The following is a 25816-nucleotide window of genomic DNA, read 5'->3' on the forward strand; positions in this document are numbered from 1 at the left end:
GTGCCCGCCGCTCCGGCTCCGGCGGCTCCGGCGCCGCCCGCCGCACCGGCCCCCGCCGCACCGCCGGAGAGCGCGGCGGTCAGCGGGAACAGCGACGCCAGCGCCGCCGCCCCGGCCGCCAGCGCCCGGATCCCGCGCTGCTCCCAGTCCGGCCCGTACGCGGCGGACGCCGCCTGCTCCAGCTCCGCCACGAACGCCGCCGCGCCGTCCGGCCGTCGCGTCGTGTCCTTGGCCATGCCGCGCTCCAGCAGCGGGCGCAGCGGCTCGGGGACGGCCTCGACCGGCACCGGGTCGTTCAGGTGCCGGTGCATCAGCGTCGCCGGATCGGAGGCGGGGTAGGGCTTGGCGCCCGTCACGCACTCGAAGAACACGCAGGTGGCGGCGTACACGTCGGTGGCGGGGACGGCGGGCTCGCCGCGCCACTGCTCGGGGGCCATGTAGGCGGGGCTGCCCTCCCGGGAGCCGACCCCGCTGAGGGCCGCGATCCCGAAGTCGATGAGCTTGCTGAGCCCGTCGGCCCGCACCACCACGTTGGCGGGCTTGTAGTCGCGGTGCACCACGCCCACCGCGTGCGCGGCGGCCAGCCCCAGCAGCGAGCCCTTGAGCACCGTCAGGGCCGCCTCGGGGGGCATCGCGCCGTGCCGGGCCAGCAGCTCCTTGAGGGAGACGCCGTCGACCGCCTCCATCACCAGGGCGGCGCCCCGCTCCCCCACCGCGAACCGGTACAGCCGCACCACGTGGGGGTCGGTGACCTTGGCGAGCATGAGGGCCTCTCGGCGGAGCCGCTCGATGGCCTCGGCATCGCCTTCGCTGCGGACCAGGTACTTGATCGCCACGGGGGTGCCGGACTCGGTGTGCCGGGCCAGCACCACCCGGCCCTGCGCACCGGAGCCCAGCTCACGGATCTCCGTGAAGTCCGCAAGCCGCCATTGGTCGCCCATCATGACCTTTCCGGAGTCGGAGTGAGGGTGATCTTCTTCAGGATCTCGGGCCGTATCACATCACGAATCCGGTCATAGGGTGCGGTCAGCACCAGACCTTGCGGACAGGGCAGGCTGCGCTGGAACTGCAGCTCCAGTCCCGTCGAGGTGAGCGCGAACAGGATCTGCGGCGCGGCGGTGCGGCCGTCGTCGAACCGCTGGGGGCGGAACAGGGCGGGCCGCAGCGGCGGACTGTATCCGCACTCCCGGCGGGCGGCGTCGGGCGGCGGCAACCGGTCGGAGAGCCGGTCGAGCGACGCGGCGTCGGGGAACAGGTCGTCGACGGTCAGCGCCCGCCCGGTGGACAGATCGACGGTGACGGCGTCGGCACCCGGCGGGTCCTCGTCGGCCACGGAACAGGTCCGGGTGGTGAACCGGTAGAGCACCGACACCAGCCGGGGGCCGCCCAGCCGGACCCTCGGCTCGGCGCCCAGCTCGGCGCACTGCGGCGCAGAGCCCGGCGGGTGCTCGCCGACCAGGTACCGGCGGAACCCGGTGACCGCCTCCTCCAGCGGGGCGCGCAGCGCGGCGTTGACCCGCTCCTGGACCGCCCGGTCGGCCAGGCCGGAGACCTGGACGTAGCGGGCGTCGCGGATGCGCAGCGCGGGCCTGCCCGGCAGCGTGATCGTCTGCTCCAGCGCCGGCGTGGTGAGCGAGACCCGCTCGAGGGGCGGGGCGGGCGAGGCGGTCGGGGCGGGCGGCTCCTCTCCGGCGATCACCGAGTAGGCGCCCACCCCCGCTGTGGCGACCACGGTGGCGGTGGTCGCCGTGATGGCGACCTTGGCGGCGGTGGTCGCCGCGATCCCCTGTCCCGCCGCCCCGGCGCCGGCTCCCGCCCCGGCGCCGGTTCCGGTCCCGGCGGCCGTCGCCGCCCCGGCCGCTCCCCCGGTCGCCAGCGCCGCCGCGGCGAGCGGGAGCACCGCCGCCGTGGCCACGCCGAGCGCGCCCCAGCCGCGGGCCTCCCAGTCCGGCCCGTACGCGGCGGACGCCGCCCGCTCCAGCTCCGCCACGAACGCCGCCGCGCCCGGCGGACGGGCGGCCGGCTCCTTGGCCAGGCCGCGCTCCAGCAGCGGGCGCAGCGGCTCGGGGACGGCCTCGACCGGCACCGGGTCCTCCAGGTGCCGACGCCGCAGCTCGGCCCGGTCCGTGCCCGGATACGGCCGCGCACCGGTCACGCATTCGAAGAACACGCAGGTGGCCGCGTACACGTCGGCGGCCGGGGAGGCCGGCCGCCCCCTCCACCGCTCGGGGGCCATGTAGGCGGGGGTGCCGCCGCCGAACCGTTCCCCGATCAGCCCCGCCACGCCGAAGTCGATGAGCTTGCTGAGCCCGTCGGGCTGCACGATCACGTTGGCGGGCTTGTAGTCGCGGTGGATCACCCCCACGGCGTGCGCGGCGGCCAGTCCCAGCAGCGAGCCCTTGAGCACCGCCAGCGCCGACTCCGGGGACATGGGCTCGTACCGGTCCAGCAGGGTGCGCAGCGACGCCCCGTGCACCNGCCAGCGCCGACTCCGGGGACATGGGCTCGTACCGGTCCAGCAGGGTGCGCAGCGACGCCCCGTGCACCGCCTCCATCACCAGTGCCGCGCCTTCGGCGGTCTCCACCAGCCCATGCAGCCGCACCACGTGCCGGTCCCGGACCTGGGCCAGCGCACGCGCCTCGTTCCGGAAGCGTTCCAGGGCGCGTTCGTCGGCGAGCCCTCGCGGGTCCAGGTACTTGATCGCGACGAGCCCGCCGTCGGTCTCGCCGCGGGCCAGCACCACCCGCCCCTGCGCGCCCCGCCCGAGCTCGCCCAGCTCGACGTACCCCGGCAGTCTCCAGTCGGTCATCGCCGCCCGTCCCCCGTCATCGCCCCGCCGCCTGCGGTCAATGCCGGAATATCACGGGCGCCCCGGGCGGGGAACGGGAATGCACATCGGTCTCACCGCGTTATCACATTCGAAAGGCTATTGGTGTCAGGAACCCGCAACCGGTACCATGCGTCGCGAAGTGTGACCGCGCGCAGCCACGCAGAGTGATTGCGCATACCCCTGACAGCGGTCGCCGAGGTACTGATTGACGGATGGTCCCTCCCGCGCATCGGCGCGGCCACCGGAAGCGGACGGCAGGACCGGAGTCCTGCCGCGCACGACGATGGGAACCGAGCTTCCGGCGGTACCGCACCAGGTGGGGGAAGGCGAGGGAGCGCGCCCGCCCGGGCGCGGCCCGAGTGCTGATCCGGGAGTGAGGACACCGCACGACGGAGGCTGAAAGCCCTGACTACGTTCCGTGAACTCGGAGTCCGTTCCGAGATATGCGACGCCCTCGAGACCGAGGGCATCGTCGACGCGTTCCCCATTCAGGAACTCGCCCTGCCCATCGGGCTCGGCGGGTACGACATCATCGCTCAGGCCCGAACCGGCACGGGCAAGACCCTGGCATTCGGCATCCCGCTGCTGCAGCGCATCGAGCACGGCGGCAAGGCCCCGCGCGGGCTGGTGCTCGCCCCGACCCGCGAACTGGCCCTGCAGGTCACCGACGACCTGCTGGTGGCCGGAGGCAAGCTCGGCACCCGCGTGCTGTCGGTGTACGGCGGCCGGGCCTATGAGCCGCAGATCCAGGCGCTGCGCGACGGCGTGGACGTGGTGGTCGGCACCCCGGGCCGGCTGCTGGACCTGGCCCGGCAGGGACACCTGGACCTGTCGCAGATCCAGGTGATGGTGCTGGACGAGGCCGACCGGATGCTCGACCTGGGCTTCCTGCCCGACATCGAGCGGATCATCGAGCTGGTCCCGTCCGAGCGGCAGACCATGCTGTTCTCGGCCACCATGCCCGGCGAGATCGTGGCGCTGTCGCGGCGCTATCTGCGCCGGCCGACCAACGTGCGGGCCGAGGCGCACACCGAGTCCGAGGCCGCCCCGCAGGTCGCCCAGCACGTCTTCCAGACCCACCCGCTGGACAAGCCGGAGGTGCTGGCGCGGGTGCTGCAGGCCGAGGGCCGCGGGCTCACCATGGTGTTCTGCCAGACCAAGCGGGCCTGCGACCGGATCGCCGCCGACCTGACCAAGCGCGGCTTCGCCGCCGCCGCGGTGCACGGCGACCTGGGGCAGGGCCAGCGCGAGCGAGCGCTGCGAGCGTTCCGGCACGGCAAGATCGACGTGCTGGTGGCCACCGACGTGGCGGCCCGGGGGCTGGACGTCGAGGACGTCACCCACGTGGTCAACTACGAGTGCCCCGACTCGGCCGAGACCTATGTGCACCGCATCGGCCGCACCGGCCGGGCCGGCCGGGCGGGCACCGCGGTCACGCTGGTGGACTGGAGCGACCTGCCGCGCTGGAAGCTCATCAACAACGCGCTGTCCCTGTCGTTCGCCCAGCCCCAGGAGACCTACTCCACCTCTCCGCACCTGTACGAGGCGCTGAACATCCCGGAGGGCGTCACCGGGACGCTGCCCAAGGAGCGGCGCGAGCGGGAGGGCCTGGCGGCCGAGGAGCTGGAGGACATCGGCGAGACCGGCCGCGTCAGGTCCCGCGAGACCGCCGAGGACGGCGAGCGCGAACGTCCCAGGCGCAAGCGCACTCGCACCCGCCGGCGGACCCGCGGCGGCCGGCCGATCGAGCAGGCCGAGCAGGTCGAGCAGACCGACCGGCCCGGCGAGACCGGGCAGACCGAGCGGCCTGAGCCGGCCGAGCGGGACGAGGCGGTCGATCGAGACGAACCGGTCGAGCGGGACGAGGTTTCCGAGCCGGAGCCGGCCTGGGAGGAGGACTCCGCCGAGCGGGAGGAGGCCGACGCCCCCGCCCCGCGCCCCGTGCCGGAGCCCGAGCCGATCATCCCGCCGATCACCGAGGCCGGGATCCCGCTGGTCACCTTCCTGCCCCCGCCGTCCAACGGCGTCGAGCCGGACCCGCTGCCCGAACCGCCGGCCCCCAAGCGGCGCTCGTCCCGTTCCCGTCGCCGCAGCCGAGGCGGACGCGCCGCCGGCGACCGGACGCTGTGACCTCCGCGGATCAGGCGATCCGCCCCCGCGGGTCCGGTTCGGGGCCCACGGAGCCCTCGGTCGAAGGCGGCGCGGGGCGGACCGGGCCGGCGCGCTGACGAGCCTGCGGTCCGTCTGCCGCGGCCCGGGCGTCACGGCCGCCCCGCCCGCAGCGCGCCGCCGGGCGGGCGGCGGACGAGCCGGCAAAGACGCCCGGAAGCGCGGGCGAGGGGTGTGCGGGACGGTTCCCCGCGCCGGCGTCGCGGAGGGCGAGGGCCCGGCGCGGATGGTCGGTCACCAGGACGGCCACCCGCGGATCGGCCAGGAAACGGCGCATCAGCGATTCGGCGTTGACCGTCCACACCATGGCCGGGAAGCCGGCACGGGCGCAGGCGGCCAGGACGCCGATCCTGGCCAGCCGGTGGTTGAGCGCGACCATGTCGGCCCCGCACCGGCGCACCGTCGACAGCGGGGACAGGTCGCGGACCGCGCCGCGCTCCCAGGGCGCCCGCCCCACCGACAGCGCCGTGACGACCTCGGGAAAGTCCCGTTTGATCACACGGATCGACTCCGGATCGCGGCTGGTGACCACGAACCGGCCCGGACCGAGCCGATCCAGCGCCAGTTCGACCGTCTCGTGCTCACAGCCGCGTTCTTTCAGATCGAGATGGCCCAGGGCGCGCCCGGCGATGGCGTCCAGCGCCTCGTGCAGCAACGGCACGGGACGGGCGGCCGCGGCGCAGATCCGCTCGTAGGTGCAGCGCGCCAGCGGCAGCCGTCCCACGGTGAGGCCGTGGTGGACCACCAGCCGGCCGTCGCCGACACGGCGGACGTCGATCTCCACATACTCGGCTCCGGAATCGACCGCCCCCTCGAGATCGCCGTGGTGATCACGGCGGTGCGCGGAGACGGCGGTCGCAGCGATGCTCTGCACGCTCCCACGGTAGGGAGCGCCGTCCGCCGTCCGCCGAAGAACGCCGGGACCGGCCCGGACGGGCCGGTGAAGCCCCGGTGAAGCGCGACGGGGGCCTTCCGACCCCTCGGTTATGCTGACGGCCTGTGAGTACGCCCCGGTTTTTGTCCCTGCCGCCCGGTGTGCGCCGGACGGAGATCGAAACCTCCCGCGGCGCGTTCGCCGCCCTGGAGGCGCTGCCCGGATCGGGGGTACCCGAACGCTGTCCGGCGCTGCTGGTGCCCGGGTTCACCGGCAGCAAGGAGGACTATCTCGCCGTCCTGCAGAGCCTGGCGCGGCCGGGCCGGCGGGTGGTGGCGATCGACATGCGCGGCCAGTACGAGAGCGACGGCCCGGAGGAGGAGTCCGCCTACACCCTGGGCGCGCTGGCCGCGGACATCCGGGCGCTGCTGGAGGCGCTGGGCCCCGAGCCCGCCCATCTGGTGGGGCACTCGTTCGGCGGCCTGGTCACCCGCGAGGCGATCCTGGACGCGGGCGCCCGTCCGCTGTCGTACACGCTGATGAGCTCGGGTCCGAGCGCGATCACCGGCCCGCGCCGCCGGGACGCCGAGGCGCTGATCGATGCGCTGCCGCGGGTGGGGATCCACCGGATCTGGACCGAGCACATGGAGCCCGACGCCCGGGCGAACGGGGTGCCCGAGGAGATCATCGGCTTCCTGCGCAGCCGGATGCTGGCCACTTCGGTCACCAGCCTGCTCACCATGGCCCGGGAGATCCTCAACGCCCCGGACCGGGTGGACGAGCTGGCCAAGGTGTGCGACGAGGCCGATCTGCCGCTGCTGGTGCTCTACGGCGAGAACGACAACGCCTGGTCGCCGCAGATCCAGGCGGAGATGGCCGAACGCCTCGGCGCCGCCAAGGTGGTCATCCCCGGCGCCGCGCACTCCCCCGCCGTGGAGGCCCCGGAGACCACCGCCGGCGCCCTGTGCGACTTCTGGCGCGCGGCCGAATGCCGCTCCGCCCGCTGACCGCGTCCGGGCCGGGTCCGCTCAGGCCGAGCCCTCCTCGGCGGCGGCCAGCGCCGCCCAGGGCTCCTTGGCCGGGGCGGCCCGTCTGCCCTCCGGGCACACCCGGTTGAAGTCGCACCAGGCGCACAGGCCGCCCGGACGCGGCGGGAACGCCTCGTCGAACGGGGCGTGGTCGATCTCCCCCTCCGGGTCCGGGGCGGGCGAGGCGGCGGGGCGCAGCCGCTCCCGGTACGCCTCGTCGGCCTCGGCCGCCTCCGCGGCGACCCGCTCGACGCGGCGGAGGTGCTCCTCCAGCGATTCGGCGGTGTGCTCCCAGGAGGCGACCGTCCCGCTGGGCAGATGGTGCAGCTCGACCCGGCGGCAGGGGCGGCGCAGCACCTGGGCGGCGGCGATCGCGTAGATCGCCAGCGCGAGCGAGGAACGCGCGTCGTCGGGGCCCGGCTCGCGCCGCCCGGTCTTGTAGTCCACCACCACCAGCTCGCCGTCCCGTGCGTCGAGCCGGTCGATGCGGCCCTGCACGGTGATCCGGGCGGTCTTGGCGGCGACGGTGCGTTCCACCCCGACCGGCTCCAGGCCCGGGTCCAGACCCGCCGCATACCGTTCGACCATCGCGCGGGCGCGCTCGCGCCATGCGGCGGAGTGTTCGGCGTCGCGGAACCCGTCGGCGATCCAGTACCGGCCCACCAGCGCGCCCGCCGCCCGAGGGGTGCGGTCGGACGACGGCAGCCGCCACCAGGCCGCCAGCGCGTTGTGCACGCTGAGGCCGAGGCTGATGTGCGCCCACCGCGGCCCCCTGGGCGGCGCCGGCCGGTCCAGATAGGTCATCCGGTAGCGCCGGGGGCACTCCAGCCAGGCGTTCAGCCTGGACGGCGTGCAGGAGTACCGCCGCCGCGGCATGTCTGCGAAACCGAGCTGTTCGATGAGGGCGTCCTCGGGTCAGTCGGCGGATTCCGTGGCCAGCGCGCCCCAGCTCTCCCAGCGGGCGTCCTCGTCGCCGACCGTGGTCTCCGGGCCCTGGCCGGGGAGCACGCGGGTGTCGTTGGGCAGCGGGGTCAGCAGCGAGCCGATGGAGTTGAGCTGCTGGCGCAGGTCGGCGAAGTTGCCGCCGATCGAACCCGGCCTGCCGCGGTGCAGGGTGTCCCCGGAGAACAGCACGCCGAGCTGCTCGCAGTAGATGCTCACGCTGCCGGGCGTGTGCCCCGGCGTGTGATGGACCTCCAGCTGCACCCCGGCGATCTCGAAGACGCCGCCGTCCTCCAGCCAGATGTCGGGCTCCAGCGACCGCAGGGCCTTCTGGTCCTCCGGGTCGTCCTCCTCCGAGGCGAGACGCCCGAAGTAGTCGCGCCACAGGATCCGGTCGTTGCGGTGCAGGGCGATCGGCGCCCAGTTGTCCTCGTCCTCTTCCCCGGCGGCCGCCACCTCCAGCACGGAGTTCAGGTGGGCGTCGAGGCCGTCGGTGCAGATGACCGCCATGACCTCCCGGTCGCCGACCTTCTTGAGGATGGCCTCGGCGTCGTGCGCCGGGTCGATCACGATGACCTCGTCGTCGTCCCCGACGATGTAGGTGTTGCTCTCGACCTCGTACTGGGTGTCCTCGAAGGTGCACTTGCCCTTCGACACCACCTGTTCGATACGCGCGTCCACGCGACAGACCTTATCCGCTCTCGGCGGCGTCGCGGCCGTCCTCGGCGGCACGGAGCCGCTCCGGCCGCAGGCGCGGACAGAACGCGCCGAACGGAACGTCCAGGCGCATGCCCGGATCGCGCAGGTCCAGCAGCTGGAGCTCCTCCATCAGCAGGGCCCCGGCCTCGACGGGCCACAGCACCGCCCACAGCCAGCAGCCCATCGCCTCGCCGACGTAACCGGCCCGGTCGGGTGCGCCGTCCACCGCCCACAGCGGCACCTGGTGCGGACGGGTGGACGCCGAGCGGACCTCCATGACGGCGTTCGGCGGCCCGGCGGCGCTGGTCTGGGCGGCGACGTCCTCCCGGACGCCGGCGAAGCGGGCGCCCAGCCCCACGCCGGGCTCCTCGGCGATCAACAGCAGATCGGCGGGGCCGTGCATCAGGTTGGGCCCCGACAGCGCCACCGCGCAGGCCCGGGAGCCGGTGCGCTCATCGCCCGCGTCCAGGAACCCGGTGACCAGCCAGCCCGCCGGCAGCGGCCAGGGCAGCCACACCGGGGCCCGCGCGTCCTGCAGCAACGCCGCCAGCCCCTCCCGGGAGGGCCTGCGGGCAGGCTGCAGGGGCAGGACGGCGCCGTGCACGGGGCAGGTCCAGTCGTTGGACCACAGCCCCGGCGCGCGCACCGGCCGGCCGCAGCGCGGGCAGGTGGGCTCGGCCCTCACGAGACCTCACGTTCGTTCGCCCTCGCCGCCCAGTCAAGCCCTTTGGGCGGCCCTTGGGGCCCACAATGAACGAATGAGCACCGTGCGCTGTGTAGGGGCCGTCGTCGTGGACGAGGAGGGCCGGCTGCTGGTGGTCCGGCGGGGACGGCCGCCCGGTGAGGGACTGTGGTCGATCCCCGGCGGCCGGGTCGAGCCCGGCGAGTCCGACGCCGAGGCGGTGGCCCGGGAGGTCCGGGAGGAGACCGGACTGCTGGTGCGGGTGGGCGACCACGCGGGGACGGTCCGCCGGCCGGGCCCGGCGGGGGTGACGTACGAGGTGCACGACTACACGGCGACCGTGGCGGGCGGGACGCTGCGCGCCGGGGACGACGCCGCCGACGCCCGCTGGATGAGCGTCGCCGAGCTGCGCGGCGTGCCGACGACGACGGCGCTGGTGGAGACCTTGCTGGAGTGGGGGGTGCTCCCGGCGCAGTAACGTCGCCGTGGCCCTCGACCCCCCGGGAGCGTCCTGTGTCCTTGCATGATCTGCTGCAGTCCCTGCTGCGGCCCGCCTTCCACCTCGGCCAGGTGCCGACGAGCCGGGCGGAGCTGCTCGGTTTCGTCACCGGCGCGGCCTGCGTCTACCTGGTGGTCCGGCAGAGCATCTGGAACTGGCCGATCGGCATCGCCAACGTGTCGCTGCTGGGACTGGTGTTCCTGGAGGGCGGTCTGTACGCCGACGCGGCGCTGCAGATCGTCTACCTCGCGCTGCAGTCCTACGGCTGGTGGGCGTGGCTGTACGGCGGACGGGACCGCACCCGGCTGGTCGTCACCCGCACCTCCCGCGGCGAGTGGGGCGGGCTGGTCGCCGCCGGGGCGGCCGCGACCGCGCTGCTGACCTGGGCGCTGGCCGTGCACACCGACTCCACGGTGCCGTTCTGGGACGCGCTGACCACGGCGATCTCCCTGATGGCGACGTACGGGCAGTGCCGCAAGCGGCTGGAGTCGTGGTACCTGTGGATCACCGTGGACCTGATCTACATTCCGTTGTACGCCTACAAGGGCCTGTACCTGACCGGCGTCCTGTACGTGGTGTTCCTGAGCCTGTGCCTGCTGGGCCTGGCGGCGTGGCGGGGCGACTGGCGGGCCCGCCGGACCGCCGAACGGGCATGAGGTTCCGGCACGGGCTGGTGGTCGGCAAGTTCTATCCGCCGCACGCCGGCCACCACCATCTGATCGACACGGCGGCCGGGGCATGCGAGCGCCTCACCGTGGTGGTGGCGGCCTCCACGGTGGAGACGATCCCGCTGGCGCTGCGCACGGCCTGGCTGCGGGAGGCGCATCCACAGCCGCATGTGGAGATCGTCCCGGTGGTGGACGACGCCCCGATCGACTACGACTCCGACGAGATCTGGGCGATGCACATGGCGGCGTTCCGGGAGGGGCTGGCGCTGGGGCGCGGGAGGGGCGTGGAGCCGCCTCCGGTGGACGCGGTGTTCAGCTCGGAGGACTACGGGCCCGAGCTGGCCCGCCGGCTCTCGGCGGTGCACGTCCCGGTGGATCCGCCGCGGCGGCGGTTCCCGGTCAGCGGCACGGCGGTGCGGCGGGACCCGGCGGGCTGCTGGCGGTGGCTGTCCCCGCCGGTCCGCGCGCACCTGGCCCGGCGGGTGGTGGTGCTGGGCGCGGAGTCCTCGGGGACGACCACGCTGGCCCGCGCGCTGGCGGCGCACTATGCGGCGCGGGGCGGGGTGTGGGCGGCGACGCGGTGGGTGCCGGAGTACGGCCGGACCTACTGCGAGGAGAAGCTGGCGCTGGCCCGCCGCACGGACCCGTCGCTGTGGATCGGGGACCTGTCGTGGCGTTCGGAGGAGTTCACGCTGATCGCCGAACGGCATCTGGCGCTGGAGGAGGCCGCCGCGCGTTCGGGGTCGCCGCTGCTGGTGTGCGACACCGACGCGCTGGCGACCTGCCTGTGGCACGAACGCTATGTGGGGTCCTGGCCCTCGCAGGTGGAGGCGCTGCACGAACGCGCGCCGCACCACCTGTGGATCCTCACCGACATCGACGGGGTGCCGTTCGAGCAGGACGGCTGGCGGGACGGGCGGGAGATCCGCTCGTCGATGAACCGGCGGTTCCGGGAGGAGCTGGAGCGCCGGGACCTGCCGCACATCGTGGTGTCCGGCCCGCACGAGGAGCGGATGGCCGCCGCCGTGCGGGCGATCGACGCGCTGCTGGCGAAGGGCTGGACGTTCGCGGATCCGCTCGGCCCGGCGTCCGGCGCGTCCGGCGCGTCCGGCGCGTCCGGCGCCGCCTGAGCGGCGGCGCGCCGGCCCGTCGGCGCCCCGTGTCCCGCCGCGCGGCGGCTCCGGCGAGCCCGCCGCCGCTCACCGCGGCGGGTCGGCCCGGCCGTCCCGCTCGTCGTCGGCCCGCTCGTTCCGGTCCTCCCGGCCGATGTGATCGCCCCGGTCGGCCCGGTCGCCCCGGTCGATCCGCCCGTCCTGGTCGATCTCGCCCCGGTCGGTGCGGTCGGCCCGTTCGGGCCGCTCGCCTCCGCCGACCCGCTCGGCGACGGGGGTGCGGGTCTGCAGCCGGAGCCGCCGCGCCAGCGCCGCCGCGATCGCCCCGTACAGCGCCATCGGCAGCACGTCGGCGATCACATAGGGCAGCGGGATCGCCCCCTGTTCCAGGCTCAGCTGCCCGAACGCGGCGGGGACCAGGAAGGCCACCGTGTTGTTGACCACGTGCACGGCGATGGCGGCCTCCAGCCCGCCGGTGCGGACCGTCAACCAGCCGGTGATCACGGCGAACATGAAGATCGCTCCGGCCGCCCAGCCGACATAGCCGTGCAGCGACATGAAGGCGACGCCGCTGATGCAGATCGCCGGCCACGGGGTGCGGAACACCCGGCTCAGCCCGCGGCCCACCCGCCCGGTGCGCCGCTCCAGGGTGCAGCTGCCGATGGCCTGCAACAGCCAGCCGCGGAAGAAGTACTCCTCGGCGGACGCCTGGAACGGCACCAGCAGCACCACCAGCACCAGCGGGACCCAGAAGGCGCCCCAGCCGACCCAGCCCCCCTCGCCGTCCATCACGGCGGGGTCGTCGACCAGCAGGCTCGTCGCCCAGGTGATGAGGATCGACGCGATGCTGGTCAGCACCGCCAATCCCAGGCACAGCAGCAGCCAGCGCCACCGCAGCCGCCCGACCACCGACGACACGGTGCCCGGTCGCCGCCGTTGGAAGATCCACGCCGCCAGCGGCACGAGCGGCAGGAAGACCGCCACCGACACCAGGGTGAAGCCCAGCTCGGCGTTCACGCCGCCGAACAGCGGCCCCGCCTGGGGGTTGAAGAGCTCCTCCGCCTCCCGCCCCAGGAGTCCGACCTGCACCAGGATCCAGACGAAGACGATCGGGACGAGCGCCAGCAGCCCGGTCAGCACGATCGCGAAGCTCCCGACGACCGGCCGCCACCACCGCTGGACCCGGTTGCGGGCCATCTGCTGGTAGGGGACCCCGGGCGGGGTCTCCACGACCCAGGGCTCCCCGCCCGGAGGCCGCCCGGGGGGCGGCGGTCCCGCCCACCCGTCACGGCCCCGCTCGGGATGCCCGGGGGCCGCCCCGTACGTCCCGGGCCAGGGCGGCGGCTGCTGCGCCCATCCCGGCGCATCCGGCGGCATCGCGCTCTGCGCGGGCGGCAGGATCGGCGCGGGCCCCAGGGGCGCCGCGGACCCGTCCGGCACGGTGGGCCCCGCGGGCTCGGCCCGCCCGTCCGCTCCGGCGGATCCCGCGGATTCGGGGTCGGTGGGCGGGACGGAGACGCCGGAGCGGGACGCGGCCGAGTCCGCCATGCCCGGGTCGGGCGGCGCCCAGTCCTCGTTCTCCTGGTCCTTCGCCACCGGCAGACCCCCTTTGTCGAGTCGGACGAACGATGCGGCCCGGTCAGTTCCCGGGCGGCTGGAAGGACGTGGTGCGCCGCAGCCCGGCGGCGCGTCCCTTGGCGGCGATGACCTGGGCCATCTTGCGGGAGGCCTCGTCGATCATCTCGTCGCCGAGCCTCGCCGCCCCCCGTCCCTCCACGGTGGTGTGGTACTCGTAGGCCTCCAGGATCAGCTCGGCGCGGTCGTAGTCGGCCTGGTCCGGGGAGAAGACCTCGTTGGCCGCCTCGATCTGCGAGGGGTGCAGCACCCACTTGCCGTCGAAGCCCAGCGCCGCCGACCGCCGGGCGACCCGGGTGAAGGCCTCCACGTCCCGCACGTTGAAGTACGGCCCGTCGATGGCCTGCAGGTCGTGGGCCCGGGCGGCGATCAGGATCCGCATCAGGATGTAGTGGTAGGCGTCCCCCTCGGTGTACCCGGGAGGCTGCTCCCCCACCGTCAGCGTCTTCATGTTGATCGAGGCCATGAAGTCGCCCGGCCCGAACACCAGGGTCTCCAGACGCGGCGAGGACGCGGCGATCGCGTCGATGTTGGTCATGCCGCGGGCGTCCTCGATCTGCGCCTCGATGCCGATCCGGCCGACCTCGTACCCCATGGCGGTCTCGATCTGGGTGAGCAGCCGGTCCAGCCACCGCACGTCGTCGGGCTCCTGCACCTTCGGCAGCATCACGCAGTCGAGATTGGCGCCCGCCCCCTCGACGACCTCGATGACGTCGCGGTAGGCCCAGTGGGTCCGCAGGTCGTTGACCCGCACCACCCGGACCTTGCCGCCCCAGTCGCCCTCGTTGAGCGCGGCGATCACGTTCTTGCGGGCCTCCTCCTTGGCGGAGGGGGCCACCGCGTCCTCCAGGTCCAGGAAGACCTCGTCGGCGGGCAGCCCCTGGGCCTTCTCGATGAAGCGGGGGTTGCTGCCGGGGACCGCCAGTGTCGATCGACGCGAACGCATGTGCCGGATGCTATCCGTCCGCCCTCGGGCCGATATGCGCGGGCGCCCGCCGGCCCGGCGCGCGACGTCGGCCGCGGATCTTCTGGGCCACGGCGGCCTTCCGGTCATGTCGCCATGGACATCGGCGCCGGTCGGGTGGTGTCCTGAGCAGGCCGAACACGAGGGGGGCGAGCATGCGACAGTCCGCGCTGATCGCCGCCGCGGCGGCGACGGGGGTGCTCGCGGGGGCGGGCGCGTGGTGGTCCCTGCGCGGCGACGCCGGTCCGCGCACCGCCGCCGAACGCTATCTGGCCGCCTGGGCGCGCGACGACTACACGGCGATGCGGGCGCTGGTGGACGCGCCGCCCGCCGACTTCGTCGCCCGGCACGCCCGGACGCGCACGGACCTGGGGGCGAGCCGGTGGCGATTCGCCCTGACCGGCCTCGACGAACCCGGAGCCGGGAGGGCCGTCGGCTCCTACCGGGCCGAGATCACCCTGGAGGGCGGGCGGGTCTGGACCTACCGCGCCGAGCTCCCGCTGCTCCGCAGGGACGGCCGGTGGCGGGTCTCCTGGAGCCCGCGGGTGCTGCACCCGGCCCTCAAGGAGGGGCAGCGGCTGCGCACCCGGCGGCGCCGGCCCGAACGCGCCGACATCCTGTCCGCCTCCGGGGAGTCGCTGCTCGGTCACCCCTCCGGCTCGGTGCAGCAGCTCCTCGGCCGGCTCGGCACGCTGTCCGCCGCGCAGGCCCGCCGGCTGGGCGCCCCCTACCGGGAGGGCGACCTGGCCGGGTTATCGGGCCTGCAGCACCAGTACGAGCGGCGGCTCGCCGGAAGGCCCGAACTCGCCGTGCAGATCGTGACCGACGCGGGCGGGGCGGTCACGGCGGTGAAGACGCTGCACACGTTCCCCGCCCAGGAGGGCGCGCCGCTGCGGACCACCATCGACCTCCGGGCGCAGGAGGCGGCCGTGCGGGCGCTCAAGGACGTCACCGATCCCGTCTCGCTGGTGGCGGTGCGGGCCTCCACCGGGGAGGTCCTGGCGGTGGCCAACAAGCCCGGCGGCTACAACCGGGCGCTCATGGGCCGGTATCCGCCGGGCTCGACGTTCAAGATCGTCACGGCGGCGGCGCTGGTGGCCGGCGGGATGTCGCCGTCCTCGCCGGTCCCCTGCCCGGCCCGGGCCACCGTCGCGGGCCGGGAGTTCCGCAACTTCGGTCACGAGGACCACGGCACCGTGTCGCTCCGGGAGGCGTTCGCCCGCTCGTGCAACACCGCGTTCGCGCGGCTGGCCGTGGAACGGCTGGGAGCGGAGCGGCTGCGGGAGACGGCCCGGACGTTCGGGTTCGACACGCCCCTCATCGGCGGGCTGCCCGCGGTGCGCGCCTCGGTCGGCGCCGCCGACGACGGGGCCGCCCTGGCCGCCGCCGCGCTCGGGCAGGGCCGGGTGCTGGTCAGCCCGCTCACCATGGCCGCGGTCGCCGCCGCCGCTGCCGACGGCTTCTGGCGCTCCCCGCGGCTGGTGTCCGCCGACGACGCCGCCCGAGCGCTGGACGCCGAGGGCCGCCGGCCCGAGCCGCCGCGCCGCCTGGAGCCGGGCGTGGCGGAGGCGCTGCGCGACCTGATGTCCGCCGTCGTCGACGAGGGCACCGCCGCGGGCGCCGGCCTCCCGCCTGGGACGGCGGGCAAGACCGGCACCGCCGAGCACGGATCGGGGGAGGAGCCGCCGCACTCCTGGTTCGTCGGCCACCGGGGGGACGTGGCGTTCGCCGTGCTCGTCGAGGGCGGCGGCACCGGCGCCGAGGCCGCGGCGCCCATCGCCGCCCGTTTCCTCACCGGGCTCTGACGCGCTCTCCGACCCCGACGGCCGACCGCTGCGGAGGAACCGGACGGCGGTACGCTCTCGGGCATGGGCGATGTCACGGCCGCGCTGATCGAAGAGGCGATGAAGAAGTCGGCGCTGGTATGGCTGGCACTGCCCGATCTGCCGCAGCCGCGCGCCGCCTGGCACGTGTGGCACGACGGCGCCGCCTACGTCCTCACCGGCGGCGAGGGCGAGCAGCCGCTGCCCGGGCTGCCGGAGGCCGACCGGGTGGTGGTGACCGTGCGCAGCAAGGACAAGGGCGGGCGGCTGCTGTCGTGGACGGCGGCCTGCGCACCCGTCGAGCCCGGCACCGAGGAGTGGGAGACGGTCACGCCGCTGCTGGCCAAGGAACGGCTCAACGCCCCCGCCCACGAGGGACAGATCGAACGCTGGGCCGAGGAGTCCTCCGTGGTCCGGCTCACCCCGACCGGAGAGGTCCCCGAGGCCCCGGGCCGCTATGACGACGGGTACGCCGCGGTGCGGCCGGTGCCCACCCCTGCGGCCACGGCCGGGCCCCGCCCCCGCCTGATCGGGGCCCGCCGCAGGCCCGCCGACCGCTAGTCCGGGCCCTCGGGGCCGCCGGAGGGCCGCTAGTACTCCAGGCGCACCCCCTTGTCGAGGGCGTGCAGCTTGTCGGGGTTGAGCACCAGGTGGATCTCCGTCACCCGGCCCTGCTCGTTCACGTCCACCGTCAGCGCCACCACCGGCTGCGTCCCGTACCGGAAGACCAGCCCCGGCGTCCCGTTGATGTCCGCGCGTTCCAGCTCCAGCTCCAGCACCGTCACCCCGACGGCCGTCTCGGCCCGCCGCAGGCCGTCCAGCAGGCGGACGAACTTGTCGGCGCCGACGATGACGCGCCGCGCCGCCCGGACCTTGCCGCCGCCGTCGGACCACACCGCCACGTCCGGCGCCAGCGTCTCCATCAGGGCGTTCACATCCCCGCCGAGCGCCGCCGCCAGGAAGCGCTCCACCGCCCGCTGCCGCACGCTCCGGTCGGCGGGGAACCGGGGACGGCGCGCCTGCACGTGCTTGCGCGCCCGGGTGCCCAGCTGCCGCACCGAGGCCTCCGAACGGTCCAGCGCCTGCGCGATCTCCGCGTACGGGTAGCCGAACACCTCCCGCAGCACGAACACCGCCCTCTCCAGCGGGCTGAGGGTCTCCAGCACCACCAGCATCGCCATCGACACCGACTCGGCCAGTTCGGCGTCCTCGGCGATGTCCGGGGAGGTCAGCACCGGTTCCGGCAGCCAGGGGCCGACGTAGGTCTCCCGCCGGGCCCGGGCCGACCGCAGCCGGTCCAGCGAGACGTTGGTGACGATCCGCACCAGGTAGCCCTTCGGGTCGGTCACCTGGGAACGGTCCGCGGCGTCCCAGCGCAGCCAGGCGTCCTGCACCGCGTCCTCGGCGTCGGCGGCCGTCCCCAGCATCCGGTACGCCACCGCGAACAGCAGCTCCCGGTGCTCGGCGAACACCTCGGCCCCGCTCCGGCCGTCGCTCACCGCACTCCCTTCCCGGCGCGAGGGGGGATCTCGCACCGCTCCTTGAACCCCTGCCCGGTCAGCCCGGCGGCGGCGTTGAACCGCGACCGCAGGTTCTCCAGCGCCACCATCATCGTCAGCTCCACCAGCCGGGCGTCGTCGAACCCGTGCTCGCGCAGGGCCGCCGTCAGCTCGTCGGTGACGCTCGGCGGGGTGTCGGTCATCGCCTCGGCGTACTCCATCACCAGCCGTTCCACCGGGGTGAACAGGTCGCTGTCGCGCCAGTGCGGCACCGCCCGGATCTTCTCCGGCGGCACCCCGTGCATGTGCAGCTCCCAGGTGCCGAAGTCCACGCACCAGGCGCAGCCGATCTTGACGGCGGCGGCCATCACCGCCAGGTCCTTGAGGGCGCGGTCCACCGTCCGCCACCGCGTCGCCTGCATCTCCAGCATCGAGTACCCGAGCACGACCCCTCGGTGATGCCCCATGGCCCGCCCCGGGTCCGGCACCTCGCCGAACCGACGGCGCGCGATCCGCTCGGCCAGCCGGTACCACGCCCGCCGCGGCGGGTTCAGGGAGATCCTCGTCATGATCGACGGCCTCCTCGCTCATGCGTCCTTCGACGGAACGACGAGGCGGCGCCGCGGAACGTGACATCCCCTCCGGGATGGGAACCATGCCGCGGGTACCCTCTGTCCAATCCTGCGGTCCTGAGCGCAGGCGTCCACGGCCGGGGCCGAGACGGCCGCGGGCATGCCGTGGATCGGATGGAGAGGGGAAAGCGTGAGCGCTCCGACGCGGGTCTTCATCGCCAGGCTGGCCGGGGTGGCCGTGTTCGACCCCGCCGGCGACCAGGTGGGCCGGATCCGCGACGTGGTGGTGGCCCTGCGGCTGGGTCAGCGGCCGCCGCGGGTGCTCGGGCTGGTGGTGGAGGTGCAGCCGCGCCGCCCGGTGTTCCTGCCGATCACCCGGGTCAGGACCGTCGAGGCCGATCAGGTGGTCTTCGACGGCCGGCTGAACATGCGGCGCTTCCAGCAGCGGGAGGCCGAGACCCTGGTGATCGGCGAGATGCTGGACCGCACGGTCCGGCTGCGGGAGGACGACTCCCCGGTGTCCGTGGTGGACGTGGCGATGGAGCCGACCCGTTCGCGGGACTGGCTGGTGACCAAGGTCGCGGTGCGCCGCGCCGGCGGGCGGGGGGCGCTGCGCCGGCGCCGCGGCGAGCTGTTCGTGGTCGACTGGGACGCGGTGTCGGGGCTGTCGGCGGTGGAGCACGGGCAGGGCGCCGCCGGGCTGATCGCCGCGTTCGACCGGCTCAAGGCCGCCGACCTGGCCAACATCATCCACGAGCTGCCGGAGAAGCGGCGCGTCGAGGTGACCCGGGCGCTGGACGACGAGCGGCTGGCCGACGTGCTGGAGGAGCTGCCGGAGGACGAGCAGGTGGAGATCCTCGGGCAGTTGGACGTCGACCGGGCCGCCGACGTGCTGGACGCCATGGACCCCGACGACGCCGCCGACCTGCTCGGGGAGCTGCCGGCCGAGCAGCGGGAACGGCTGCTGATGCTGATGGAGCCGGAGGAGGCCGCCCCGGTGCGGCGGCTGCTGGCGTACGCGTCCGGCACCGCGGGCGGGCTGATGACCACCGACGCGGTGATCCTCCCGCCGGACGCCACCGTCGCCGAGGCCCTGGCGCACATCCGCAACCCCGACCTGGACCCTGCGCTGGCCGCCCAGGTGTATGTGTGCCGCCCGCCCACCGAGCCGCCCACCGGCCGTTATCTGGGCACCGTGCACTTCCAGCGGCTGCTGCGCGAACCGCCGTCCACGCTGGTCAGCGGGATCGTGGACGCCGAGCTGACGCCGCTGCGGCCGACGCTGTCGCTGGACGCGGTGGCCGCCTTCCTGGCCACCTACAACCTGGTGGCGGCGCCCGTGGTGGACGAGTCGGGGCATCTGCTCGGCACGGTCAGCGTCGACGACGTGCTGGACCACCTGCTGCCGGAGGACTGGCGGGAGAAGGCGTTGGAGGCGGCCGCCGACGAGTCCACCGACCCGGAGGAGGAGGCCTTGCGTCGTTCCGCCCAGGAGCGGGAGGAGATCGGATGAGCCCTCGGCAGTCCCGCCTGGACCAGCCTCTGGAGCAGCGTCGCGCCCTGCTGCCGCGGCCGCACTACGATCCCGAGTCGTTCGGCCGGCTGTCGGAGCGCATCGCCCGGTTCCTGGGCACCGCCCGGTTCCTGGTCTACATGACGGTGTTCATCGCCGTGTGGATCGGCTGGAACACGATGGCCCCGCCGTCGCTGCGGTTCGACGAGTACCCGTTCATCTTCCTGACGCTGATGCTGTCGCTGCAGGCCTCCTACGCCGCGCCGCTGATCCTGCTGGCGCAGAACCGCCAGGACGACCGCGACCGGGTGCAGTACGAGCAGGACCGGGCGCGCAACGAGCGGGCCGTGGCCGACACCGAGTACCTCACCCGGGAGATCGCCGCGCTGCGGATGGCCATCGGCGAGGTCGCCACCCGCGACTTCCTGCGCTCGGAGCTGCAGCAGATGCTCAAGGAGCTGGACGGGCACCGGGCGGGGCGCTCTGAGGGGGACTACGTCTCCCGCGGCGTCTGAAGGGGCACCGCCCGGTCCTCCTCGCCGGTCAGCCGGGTCAGGATCTCCTCCAGGGTCCGCAGCTCCTGCGGGTCGAGCCGGTCCAGCATGTAGCGGCGCACCGCCCTCCGGTAGGTGGGGGTCGCCTCGGCCAGCCGCGCCCGTCCCGCCGGCGTGAGCACCGCGTACAGCCCGCGGGCGTCGCTGTCGCAGGACTGGCGCGCCACCAGCCCGGCGGCCTGCAGCCGGTCGATCAGCCGGGTCAGTCCGCTGCGCGACAGCAGCACCCGGTCGGCCAGGTCGTTCATCCGCAGCCGGCCGCCGGGCGCCTCGCTGAGGTGCAGCAGCACGTCGTAGGAGCCCAGCGCCAGGTCGTGGGCGGCCAGCAGGTCGGCCTGGAGCCGCCGGGCGATGGTCGCTTGCGCGCGGAGCAGGGCCCGCCATACCGCCGGTTCGGTCGGCGCCGGCAGGGTGGACGTCCTCACGCCCCGATCGTATTCCCCTCGCGGGCGTGAGGACGGTTACCGGGGCGGATTGGCGGACGAGTCCGCCGAGTCCATACCATGGACGACATGGCCTCCCCAGTGACGATCGACCAGGTGACCGCGGCGCTGGCCACGGTGGTCGATCCCGAGATCCGCAAGCCCATCACCGAGCTCGACATGGTCAAGAGCGTCGACGTGACGCCGGACGGAGCGGTGCGCGTCGAGGTGTACCTGACCGTGGCCGGTTGTCCGATGCGCGACCGGATCACCAAGGACGTCACCGAGGCGGTGTCCAAGGTCTCCGGCGTGACCTCGGTGCAGGTCGAGCTGGACGTGATGAACGACGAGCAGCGCAAGGCGCTGCGCGAGAAGCTGCGCGGCGGTGAGGCCGTCAGGGAGATCCCCTTCGCCAAGCCCACCTCGCTGACCAAGGTGTACGCGGTGGCCAGCGGCAAGGGCGGGGTCGGCAAGTCCTCGGTCACCGTCAACCTGGCCGCGGCGCTGGCCTCCCTGGGCCGCAAGGTGGGGGTGGTGGACGCCGACATCTACGGCCACTCGGTGCCGCGGATGCTGGGCGTGGAGGGCCGCCCCACCAAGGTCGACGACATGATCATGCCGCCGTCCGCGCATGACGTGAAGGTCATCTCCGTCGGCATGTTCACCGCCGGCAACCAGCCGGTCGTCTGGCGCGGCCCGATGCTGCACCGGGCGCTGCAGCAGTTCCTGGCCGACGTGTACTGGGGCGATCTGGACGTGCTGCTGATGGACCTGCCCCCGGGCACCGGGGACGTCGCCATCTCCGTCGCCCAGCTGCTGCCCGCCGCCGAGATCCTGGTGGTGACCACCCCGCAGCAGGCCGCCGCCGAGGTCGCCGAACGCGCCGGCGCGATCGCCGCGCAGACCCACCAGCAGGTGGCCGGGGTCATCGAGAACATGTCGTACCTGGAGTGCGCGCACTGCGGCGAGCGCAACGAGATCTTCGGGTCCGGAGGCGGCCAGCAGGTCGCCGACGCCCTCGCCCGCACCCTGGGCACCAAGGTGCCGCTGCTGGGGCAGATCCCGTTGGACACGCGGCTGCGCGAGGGCGGCGACCGGGGCGTCCCGCTGGTGCTGTCGGATCCGGACGCCACCGCGGCCAAGGAGCTGCGCTCCATCGCCGAGAACCTCGCCGGCCGCTCCCGCGGCCTGGTCGGCCGTTCGCTGGGGCTCAGCCCCACCCGGCGCGGCTGACCCCGCGAAGGCCTCTCGAAAGCCCGCGAAGACTCCACGAGCCCGGCCGCGCGCGGCCGGGCTCGTCTCGTCGACAGGGCCGGATCGAAGCCGGATCCGGGGCCTGATCGGCGGCTCAGGTGGCCTCGGGATCGTAGGGGGGCCGCTCGCCGTAGCCCAGTTCGTCGCCTCCGGAGGCGGCGCGGGCGGGCGTGGGGGCGGAGGCGCCCGGGTAGGGGTCGTCGTCGAGGCCCTCGAGCAGATGCTTGCGGACGAAGGTCTTGGGGTGCAGGTCGGCGATGTCGAAGTCCTTGAACTCCGGACCGAGCCCTTCCTGCAGGTCGCGCTTGGCGTTGTTGGCCATCGTCCGCAGCTGCCGCAGCGCCCGGCCGGCCTGGGCGGCCGCCTCGGGCAGCCGATCCCCGAAGATCACCAGGGCCAGCACGACGAGCACCAGCATCTCGCCGAGTCCGACGTCGAACACCCTTCCTCCACAAGCGCCCGGGGGCGGGCCCGCAGCGGCCCGGCCCCCTCAGCGTATCCGCAGCACGGATCGCCCTGAAGCGCCCACCGGTCAGTCGGCGGCTCAGTTGGCGGCGGCGAGCACCACCTCGACCGTCCGTTCCCGGCCGTCGCGCTGGAACGTCACCTTGACCCGGGTGCCGGGCGCCTTGGCCTGGATGGCCGCCGACAGATCGATCCGGTCCTCCACCACCTTGCCGTCGATGGCGGTGATGATGTCGCCGGGACGCAGCCCCGCCTTGTCGGCCGGACCGTTGGGCACGATCGGCTGCACGCCGTTCTGCTCACGGTCGGCGATCCGCACGCCCGGGCCGGGGTAGTTCGGGTCCATGCCGATGCCCAGCAGGGTGCGCTTGGCGCTTCCGGTGTTGATGATCTCCTGGGCGATCCGACGGCCGTGGTTGATCGGGATGGCGAAGCCCAGTCCGATGTTGCCGCCCTGCTCGCCCAGGCCGCCGCCGAGCGTGACGATCGCGGTGTTGATCCCGACCACCCGGCCGGAGCTGTCCACCAGCGGACCGCCGGAGTTGCCGGGGTTGATCGCCGCGTCGGTCTGGATGGCGGGGATCACCGCGGCGTCGGCGCCCTCGCCCTGCGTGGGCACCGCCCGGTTCAGCGCGCTGACGATCCCGGCGGTCACCGAGCCGTCCAGCCCCAGCGGCGAGCCGATCGCGATCACCGGGTCGCCGACCGCCAGGCTGTCGGAGTCGCCCAGCTGCAGCGCCGGCAGGCTGTGCGTGGTCTGCGGCTTGAGCACGGCGATGTCGGAGGTGGGGTCGCGGCCGACGATCTGGGCGGGCGAGGTCTTCTTGTCGTGGAAGACGATCTCGATCTGCCCGCCGGCCGCCGCCGGGGCCACCACGTGGTTGTTGGTGACGATGTAGCCGCCGTTGACGATGAACCCGGTGCCGCCGCTCTGCTCGGCGCCGGCGTTCACCCGGACGGTGACCACGCCGGGGGTGACCTTCTGGGCGATCCCGGCGACCGAGTCCGGCGAGCGGATCTTGGTCTGTCCGCTGCTGTTGCCGCCGCCGAGGTCGACCGTGCCGCCGGAGCCGTCGGTGGCCATCACGCCGATGCCGCCGCCCAGGGCGCCCGCCACCAGCGCGACGATCACCACGATGACCGCCATCACCCCCAGCGGGACGCCGCCGCGCCGATCCGCCGGCGGGGCCGGGACCGGCGTCCAGTTGGGCACATCGCCCGGACCGCCGGGGCCTCCCGGGCCGCCGGGACCGGCCGGTCCGGCGGGGCCGCCGAACGACCCCAGCGGCGCGGCGCCCGGGGGAGGCGGGGCGGTCGACAGCGGCGGTCCGCTCGGCGGGGGCGGCCAGCCCTGCGGGTCCTGGGAGGGAGGGACGAGCTCGGGGCGGCCCCTGCCCTCCGGGGGGCGGGCGCCCGGAGCCGGCCCCTGGCCGTATGCGACGGGCTCCTGGTAGGGGGGCGGGGAGGGCTGCTCGGACCGCGCCGGCGAGCCGGGCTCCCGGTACGGCGAGGGAGGCTGCGTGTAGGGGTCGTACTGCGACGGAGCCGACACCAACAGCTTGTCGCCGGGCTCCGGGCCCTCGCCCGGGGCGTCCGGCGGGGCGAACCCGACGTCCGCCGGCTTCTCCTCGCGCTTCTCCTCGCGCGGCGGGTCGGCGTCGGAGGAGTCGGCGGGCTGAGCGGAGGAGCCCTTCCCGCCCGCCGGCTCCCCGCCGGTGACCTGGACGATGTCATCGGCGGTCGGGGGCGCGGCAGAGCCGCCGGAGGGCTTTTCGGCACCGGTACCGGCGGCGTCTTCCTCGCGCGGCGGTTCCTCGACAGACCGGCGGCTGTCTTCCGTCATCTGCGCCATCTCTCCTAGCGGGCGTGTCGTCGTCGTCCAAGGCCATCGTGCCCGTCACGGCATGTGATGAGCATAAGAGCCGATCAGTTCCAGGGATTCGCCCATATGCCGATTCGCCGGGCCCCCCGCCACAGGCGCTCGAGCCATCCGGCGCCGTGCGGGAACGCGGCCACCACCGTGTCCGCAACAGAGCGCGGGGCGTCGGTCAGAACCGTATAAACATAGCCATCGCCGCCCCACAAGGCCCACCGTTGCCGGCCTTCGCGTCGGAAGACCACGCCCTCCTCGCCGCGGGTGCGGCGCCATCCGGCCAGGGCGCGGGTGTCGAGCCGGCCGCGCTGCACGAACACCGACACCTCGGCCAACCCGTCGGTGTAGCCCAGATGCAGGGCGTGTCCGTCGGCGGATCCCGAGCGCCGCACGGCCTGCAGCGCGAACCCGCCGGGCAGCTCCTCGGGCACCGGCCACCCGTCCTCGCGCAGCTCGGCGACCTCGGCGGCGGAGACCGCGGCCCACGGGGCGGCCCGGGTCGGGGCCGCCGCGGACGCCAGGACGGTCTGCGGCACGGCGATCCGCAGCTCGGTGAAGCCGGTGGCGGCGACCAGGCGGCCGGTCTCGTCGAACAGCTCGCGGTGCAGCATCAGCCCGGTCTCGGCGTCGATCCAGAACCGGCCGGCGACCCCGCCGTCGGCGCGGCGGGCCTCGACCACCCTGGCCCGTCTCCGGCACACCGCCTCGTCGGCCGCCCGCGCCACCGTGTAGTTGCGGGCCAGCAGGTCCAACGTCTCGGGGGTGAAGCCGGTGAGCCCGCCGGCGGTCGCGGCGGCCCCGGCCAGGCCGCCGAAGCGGGTGGAGCGTTCCCGGGAGGCGGCGGGGGCGTCGTCGACCAGCGCGGCGCCGCCCGGGGCGTGCCGCACGGTCACCACCGTCCGGACCGGCGTGCCGGAGTGGTAGGCGACACGGGTCTGCACCCCCTCATAGGGGGTGGCGCGGGCCGCGGCGGCGGTGCCGCGCAGCAGCTCCAGGGCCGCGGGGTCGTCGCCGTCGGCGCGGCGTCCCGTGCGGGCGTCCCCGGCCAGCGTCCAGGCCAGCAGCAGGACCGCGGCGAGCCCGCCCGCCGCCCACGGGCCGCGTCTGCCGAACGCGGCGAGCGGCGCGACGAACGCCCGGCTCACGGCGCGGCCGGTGCGGGAGAGGTCTCCATCAGCGGCAGGACGCCGTTGGTCAGCGCGTGCTCGACCTCCAGGCGGTCGAACGCCGGGACCACCGGGGCGCGCTCCTCGTCCGAGACGGCGCCCGCCAGGTACGAGGCGGAGCCGAGGCCGAGCACCACGGCGGCGGCCCCGGCGGCCAGATAGCGGCGCCGGATGCGGCGCCCGACCGCCACCACGGCGGCGCCGCGGTGAAAGGCCCGGCCGGCGGGACGGGTATCGCGGGGCCGCGGCATGACGGTGCGCGGCGGCAGGGGGGAGGGCGGGGGGAACATCGACGAGCCCGACCCCTCGTCCGGCGGTGAGGTGACGTCGACCTGCTCCCCCAGCGCCAGCAGCCGCTTCACGAAGTCGTCGTCGGGCAGGTCCGGCGCGTCGGCCGGGTCCGTGGGAGGAGCGGCCAGCGCGCGCAGCCGGTCCTTGATCCGGCGCAGCGTGTCGGCCTCTTCCCGGCACCGGTCGCAGCCGGCCAGATGCGCGAGCGCGCGATCACGCTCGTCGTGATCCAGCTCACCGTCGACCAGGGCGGTCAGGCGCTCCCCCAGGCAACTCACGCG

Annotated in this window: 25 protein-coding genes and 1 pseudogene; 10 read left to right on the forward strand and 16 right to left on the reverse strand. The window is 74.5% G+C overall.

Annotated elements, in window-relative coordinates; translation table 11 throughout:
• From EIO00_RS19695 to EIO00_RS24865, 3 genes and pseudogenes are all read right to left on the reverse strand, one after another.
• The coding region (locus EIO00_RS19695) for a serine/threonine-protein kinase (protein WP_206664202.1) at positions 1–944 on the reverse strand (944 nt) is incomplete at its 3' end.
• Positions 941–2476 (reverse strand): protein kinase domain-containing protein, encoded by a 1536-nt coding sequence (locus EIO00_RS19700; protein WP_206664203.1) that lies wholly within the window; start codon positions 2474–2476, stop codon positions 941–943. The genes EIO00_RS19695 and EIO00_RS19700, both read right to left, overlap by 4 nt.
• Before the next feature lie 16 nt (positions 2477–2492).
• Positions 2493–2810: pseudogene (locus EIO00_RS24865) on the reverse strand (protein kinase domain-containing protein); the annotation flags it as partial.
• Between the two features lie 552 nt (positions 2811–3362).
• On the opposite strand from EIO00_RS24865, the gene EIO00_RS19705 reads away from it, so the two are divergent.
• Positions 3363–4961 (forward strand): DEAD/DEAH box helicase, encoded by a 1599-nt coding sequence (locus tag EIO00_RS19705; RefSeq protein ID WP_422100061.1) that lies wholly within the window; start codon positions 3363–3365, stop codon positions 4959–4961.
• A gap of 10 nt (positions 4962–4971) precedes the next feature.
• On the opposite strand, the gene EIO00_RS19710 is transcribed toward EIO00_RS19705, so the two are convergent.
• On the reverse strand, positions 4972–5874 hold the full coding sequence (locus tag EIO00_RS19710) for a glycerophosphodiester phosphodiesterase (RefSeq protein ID WP_175596286.1): 903 nt from the start codon (positions 5872–5874) through the stop codon (positions 4972–4974).
• A gap of 125 nt (positions 5875–5999) precedes the next feature.
• Between EIO00_RS19710 and EIO00_RS19715 the strand changes: the two genes are divergently transcribed.
• Complete coding sequence (locus tag EIO00_RS19715) at positions 6000–6881, forward strand: alpha/beta fold hydrolase (RefSeq protein ID WP_140181135.1); 882 nt, start codon at positions 6000–6002, stop codon at positions 6879–6881.
• A 21-nt stretch (positions 6882–6902) separates the two neighbouring features.
• On the opposite strand, the gene EIO00_RS19720 is transcribed toward EIO00_RS19715, so the two are convergent.
• From EIO00_RS19720 to EIO00_RS19730, 3 genes are read right to left on the reverse strand one after another with little or no spacing between them, the layout of a single operon-like run.
• Positions 6903–7778, reverse strand: a complete 876-nt coding sequence (locus tag EIO00_RS19720) for a RecB family exonuclease (RefSeq protein WP_206664204.1) — start codon at positions 7776–7778, stop codon at positions 6903–6905.
• Between the two features lie 39 nt (positions 7779–7817).
• A complete protein-coding gene (locus tag EIO00_RS19725; protein ID WP_140181139.1) occupies positions 7818–8525 on the reverse strand; it encodes an MBL fold metallo-hydrolase in 708 nt (235 codons plus the stop codon).
• A gap of 10 nt (positions 8526–8535) precedes the next feature.
• Positions 8536–9228: a DUF6758 family protein gene (locus EIO00_RS19730; RefSeq protein WP_140181141.1), complete on the reverse strand. Its 693-nt coding sequence runs from the start codon at positions 9226–9228 to the stop codon at positions 8536–8538.
• Positions 9229–9301: 73 nt separating this feature from the next.
• On the opposite strand from EIO00_RS19730, the gene EIO00_RS19735 reads away from it, so the two are divergent.
• Genes EIO00_RS19735 through EIO00_RS19745 form a run of 3 tightly spaced genes read left to right on the forward strand, consistent with a single transcriptional unit; the run spans position 9302 to position 11522 of the window.
• Positions 9302–9703, forward strand: coding sequence for an NUDIX hydrolase (locus tag EIO00_RS19735; RefSeq protein WP_140181143.1), 402 nt, complete (start codon positions 9302–9304; stop codon positions 9701–9703).
• Positions 9704–9738: 35 nt separating this feature from the next.
• Positions 9739–10380 carry a nicotinamide riboside transporter PnuC gene (gene pnuC / locus EIO00_RS19740; protein ID WP_140181145.1) on the forward strand — a complete coding sequence of 214 codons (642 nt, stop codon included), beginning with the start codon at positions 9739–9741 and terminating at the stop codon, positions 10378–10380.
• Positions 10377–11522, forward strand: coding sequence for an AAA family ATPase (locus tag EIO00_RS19745; protein WP_140181148.1), 1146 nt, complete (start codon positions 10377–10379; stop codon positions 11520–11522). The genes pnuC and EIO00_RS19745 overlap by 4 nt, the downstream gene beginning before the upstream one ends.
• Positions 11523–11591: 69 nt before the next feature.
• Here EIO00_RS19745 and EIO00_RS19750 read toward each other — a convergent pair whose 3' ends face one another.
• Positions 11592–13100 carry a CPBP family intramembrane glutamic endopeptidase gene (locus tag EIO00_RS19750; RefSeq protein ID WP_140181150.1) on the reverse strand — a complete coding sequence of 503 codons (1509 nt, stop codon included), beginning with the start codon at positions 13098–13100 and terminating at the stop codon, positions 11592–11594.
• Positions 13101–13143: 43 nt separating this feature from the next.
• A complete protein-coding gene (locus EIO00_RS19755) occupies positions 13144–14085 on the reverse strand; it encodes an HpcH/HpaI aldolase/citrate lyase family protein (RefSeq protein WP_140181152.1) in 942 nt (313 codons plus the stop codon).
• A gap of 173 nt (positions 14086–14258) precedes the next feature.
• On the opposite strand from EIO00_RS19755, the gene EIO00_RS19760 reads away from it, so the two are divergent.
• Entirely contained in the window at positions 14259–15908 is a 1650-nt protein-coding gene (locus EIO00_RS19760; protein ID WP_140181154.1) for a penicillin-binding transpeptidase domain-containing protein, read from the forward strand.
• Between the two features lie 63 nt (positions 15909–15971).
• The gene (locus tag EIO00_RS19765) at positions 15972–16487 is read left to right on the forward strand and encodes a hypothetical protein (RefSeq protein WP_140181157.1); all 516 of its coding nucleotides are present in this window, start codon (positions 15972–15974) and stop codon (positions 16485–16487) included.
• Positions 16488–16516: 29 nt separating this feature from the next.
• Here the strand turns inward: EIO00_RS19765 and EIO00_RS24870 are convergent, their stop codons facing one another.
• Both EIO00_RS24870 and EIO00_RS24875 read right to left on the reverse strand, forming a co-directional pair.
• Positions 16517–17425 carry an RNA polymerase sigma-70 factor gene (locus EIO00_RS24870; RefSeq protein WP_206664205.1) on the reverse strand — a complete coding sequence of 303 codons (909 nt, stop codon included), beginning with the start codon at positions 17423–17425 and terminating at the stop codon, positions 16517–16519.
• Positions 17422–17994, reverse strand: a complete 573-nt coding sequence (locus EIO00_RS24875) for a carboxymuconolactone decarboxylase family protein (RefSeq protein ID WP_206664206.1) — start codon at positions 17992–17994, stop codon at positions 17422–17424. Before EIO00_RS24875 ends, EIO00_RS24870 begins: the two co-directional genes overlap by 4 nt.
• Positions 17995–18187: 193 nt before the next feature.
• Between EIO00_RS24875 and EIO00_RS19775 the strand changes: the two genes are divergently transcribed.
• Both EIO00_RS19775 and EIO00_RS19780 read left to right on the forward strand, forming a co-directional pair.
• A complete protein-coding gene (locus EIO00_RS19775) occupies positions 18188–19510 on the forward strand; it encodes a magnesium transporter MgtE N-terminal domain-containing protein (protein ID WP_422100060.1) in 1323 nt (440 codons plus the stop codon).
• Positions 19507–20025: a DUF1003 domain-containing protein gene (locus tag EIO00_RS19780; protein WP_175596287.1), complete on the forward strand. Its 519-nt coding sequence runs from the start codon at positions 19507–19509 to the stop codon at positions 20023–20025. Before EIO00_RS19775 ends, EIO00_RS19780 begins: the two co-directional genes overlap by 4 nt.
• Here EIO00_RS19780 and EIO00_RS25695 read toward each other — a convergent pair.
• Positions 20004–20489 carry a MarR family winged helix-turn-helix transcriptional regulator gene (locus EIO00_RS25695; RefSeq protein ID WP_206664207.1) on the reverse strand — a complete coding sequence of 162 codons (486 nt, stop codon included), beginning with the start codon at positions 20487–20489 and terminating at the stop codon, positions 20004–20006. The two genes, EIO00_RS19780 and EIO00_RS25695, sit on opposite strands and share 22 nt — an antisense overlap.
• An 87-nt stretch (positions 20490–20576) precedes the next feature.
• Here EIO00_RS25695 and EIO00_RS19790 point away from each other — a divergent pair, with 87 nt between their 5' ends.
• Positions 20577–21719 carry an Mrp/NBP35 family ATP-binding protein gene (locus EIO00_RS19790; RefSeq protein WP_140181163.1) on the forward strand — a complete coding sequence of 381 codons (1143 nt, stop codon included), beginning with the start codon at positions 20577–20579 and terminating at the stop codon, positions 21717–21719.
• Between the two features lie 115 nt (positions 21720–21834).
• On the opposite strand, the gene EIO00_RS19795 is transcribed toward EIO00_RS19790, so the two are convergent.
• The 4 genes from EIO00_RS19795 to EIO00_RS19810 form a co-directional block, all read right to left on the reverse strand.
• Positions 21835–22182, reverse strand: a complete 348-nt coding sequence (locus EIO00_RS19795) for a sec-independent translocase (RefSeq protein ID WP_140181165.1) — start codon at positions 22180–22182, stop codon at positions 21835–21837.
• A gap of 102 nt (positions 22183–22284) precedes the next feature.
• Positions 22285–24048, reverse strand: coding sequence for a S1C family serine protease (locus tag EIO00_RS19800; protein WP_140181167.1), 1764 nt, complete (start codon positions 24046–24048; stop codon positions 22285–22287).
• A gap of 83 nt (positions 24049–24131) precedes the next feature.
• A complete protein-coding gene (locus EIO00_RS19805; protein ID WP_140181169.1) occupies positions 24132–25223 on the reverse strand; it encodes a sigma-E factor regulatory protein RseB domain-containing protein in 1092 nt (363 codons plus the stop codon).
• Positions 25220–25813 carry an anti-sigma factor family protein gene (locus EIO00_RS19810; protein WP_140181171.1) on the reverse strand — a complete coding sequence of 198 codons (594 nt, stop codon included), beginning with the start codon at positions 25811–25813 and terminating at the stop codon, positions 25220–25222. The genes EIO00_RS19805 and EIO00_RS19810 overlap by 4 nt, the downstream gene beginning before the upstream one ends.
• Between the last annotated feature and the right edge of the window lie 3 nt (positions 25814–25816).

Origin of the sequence: Thermomonospora catenispora (assembly GCF_006363815.1) — a bacterium.
In the GTDB taxonomy this organism is placed as follows: domain Bacteria; phylum Actinomycetota; class Actinomycetes; order Streptosporangiales; family Streptosporangiaceae; genus Thermomonospora; species Thermomonospora catenispora.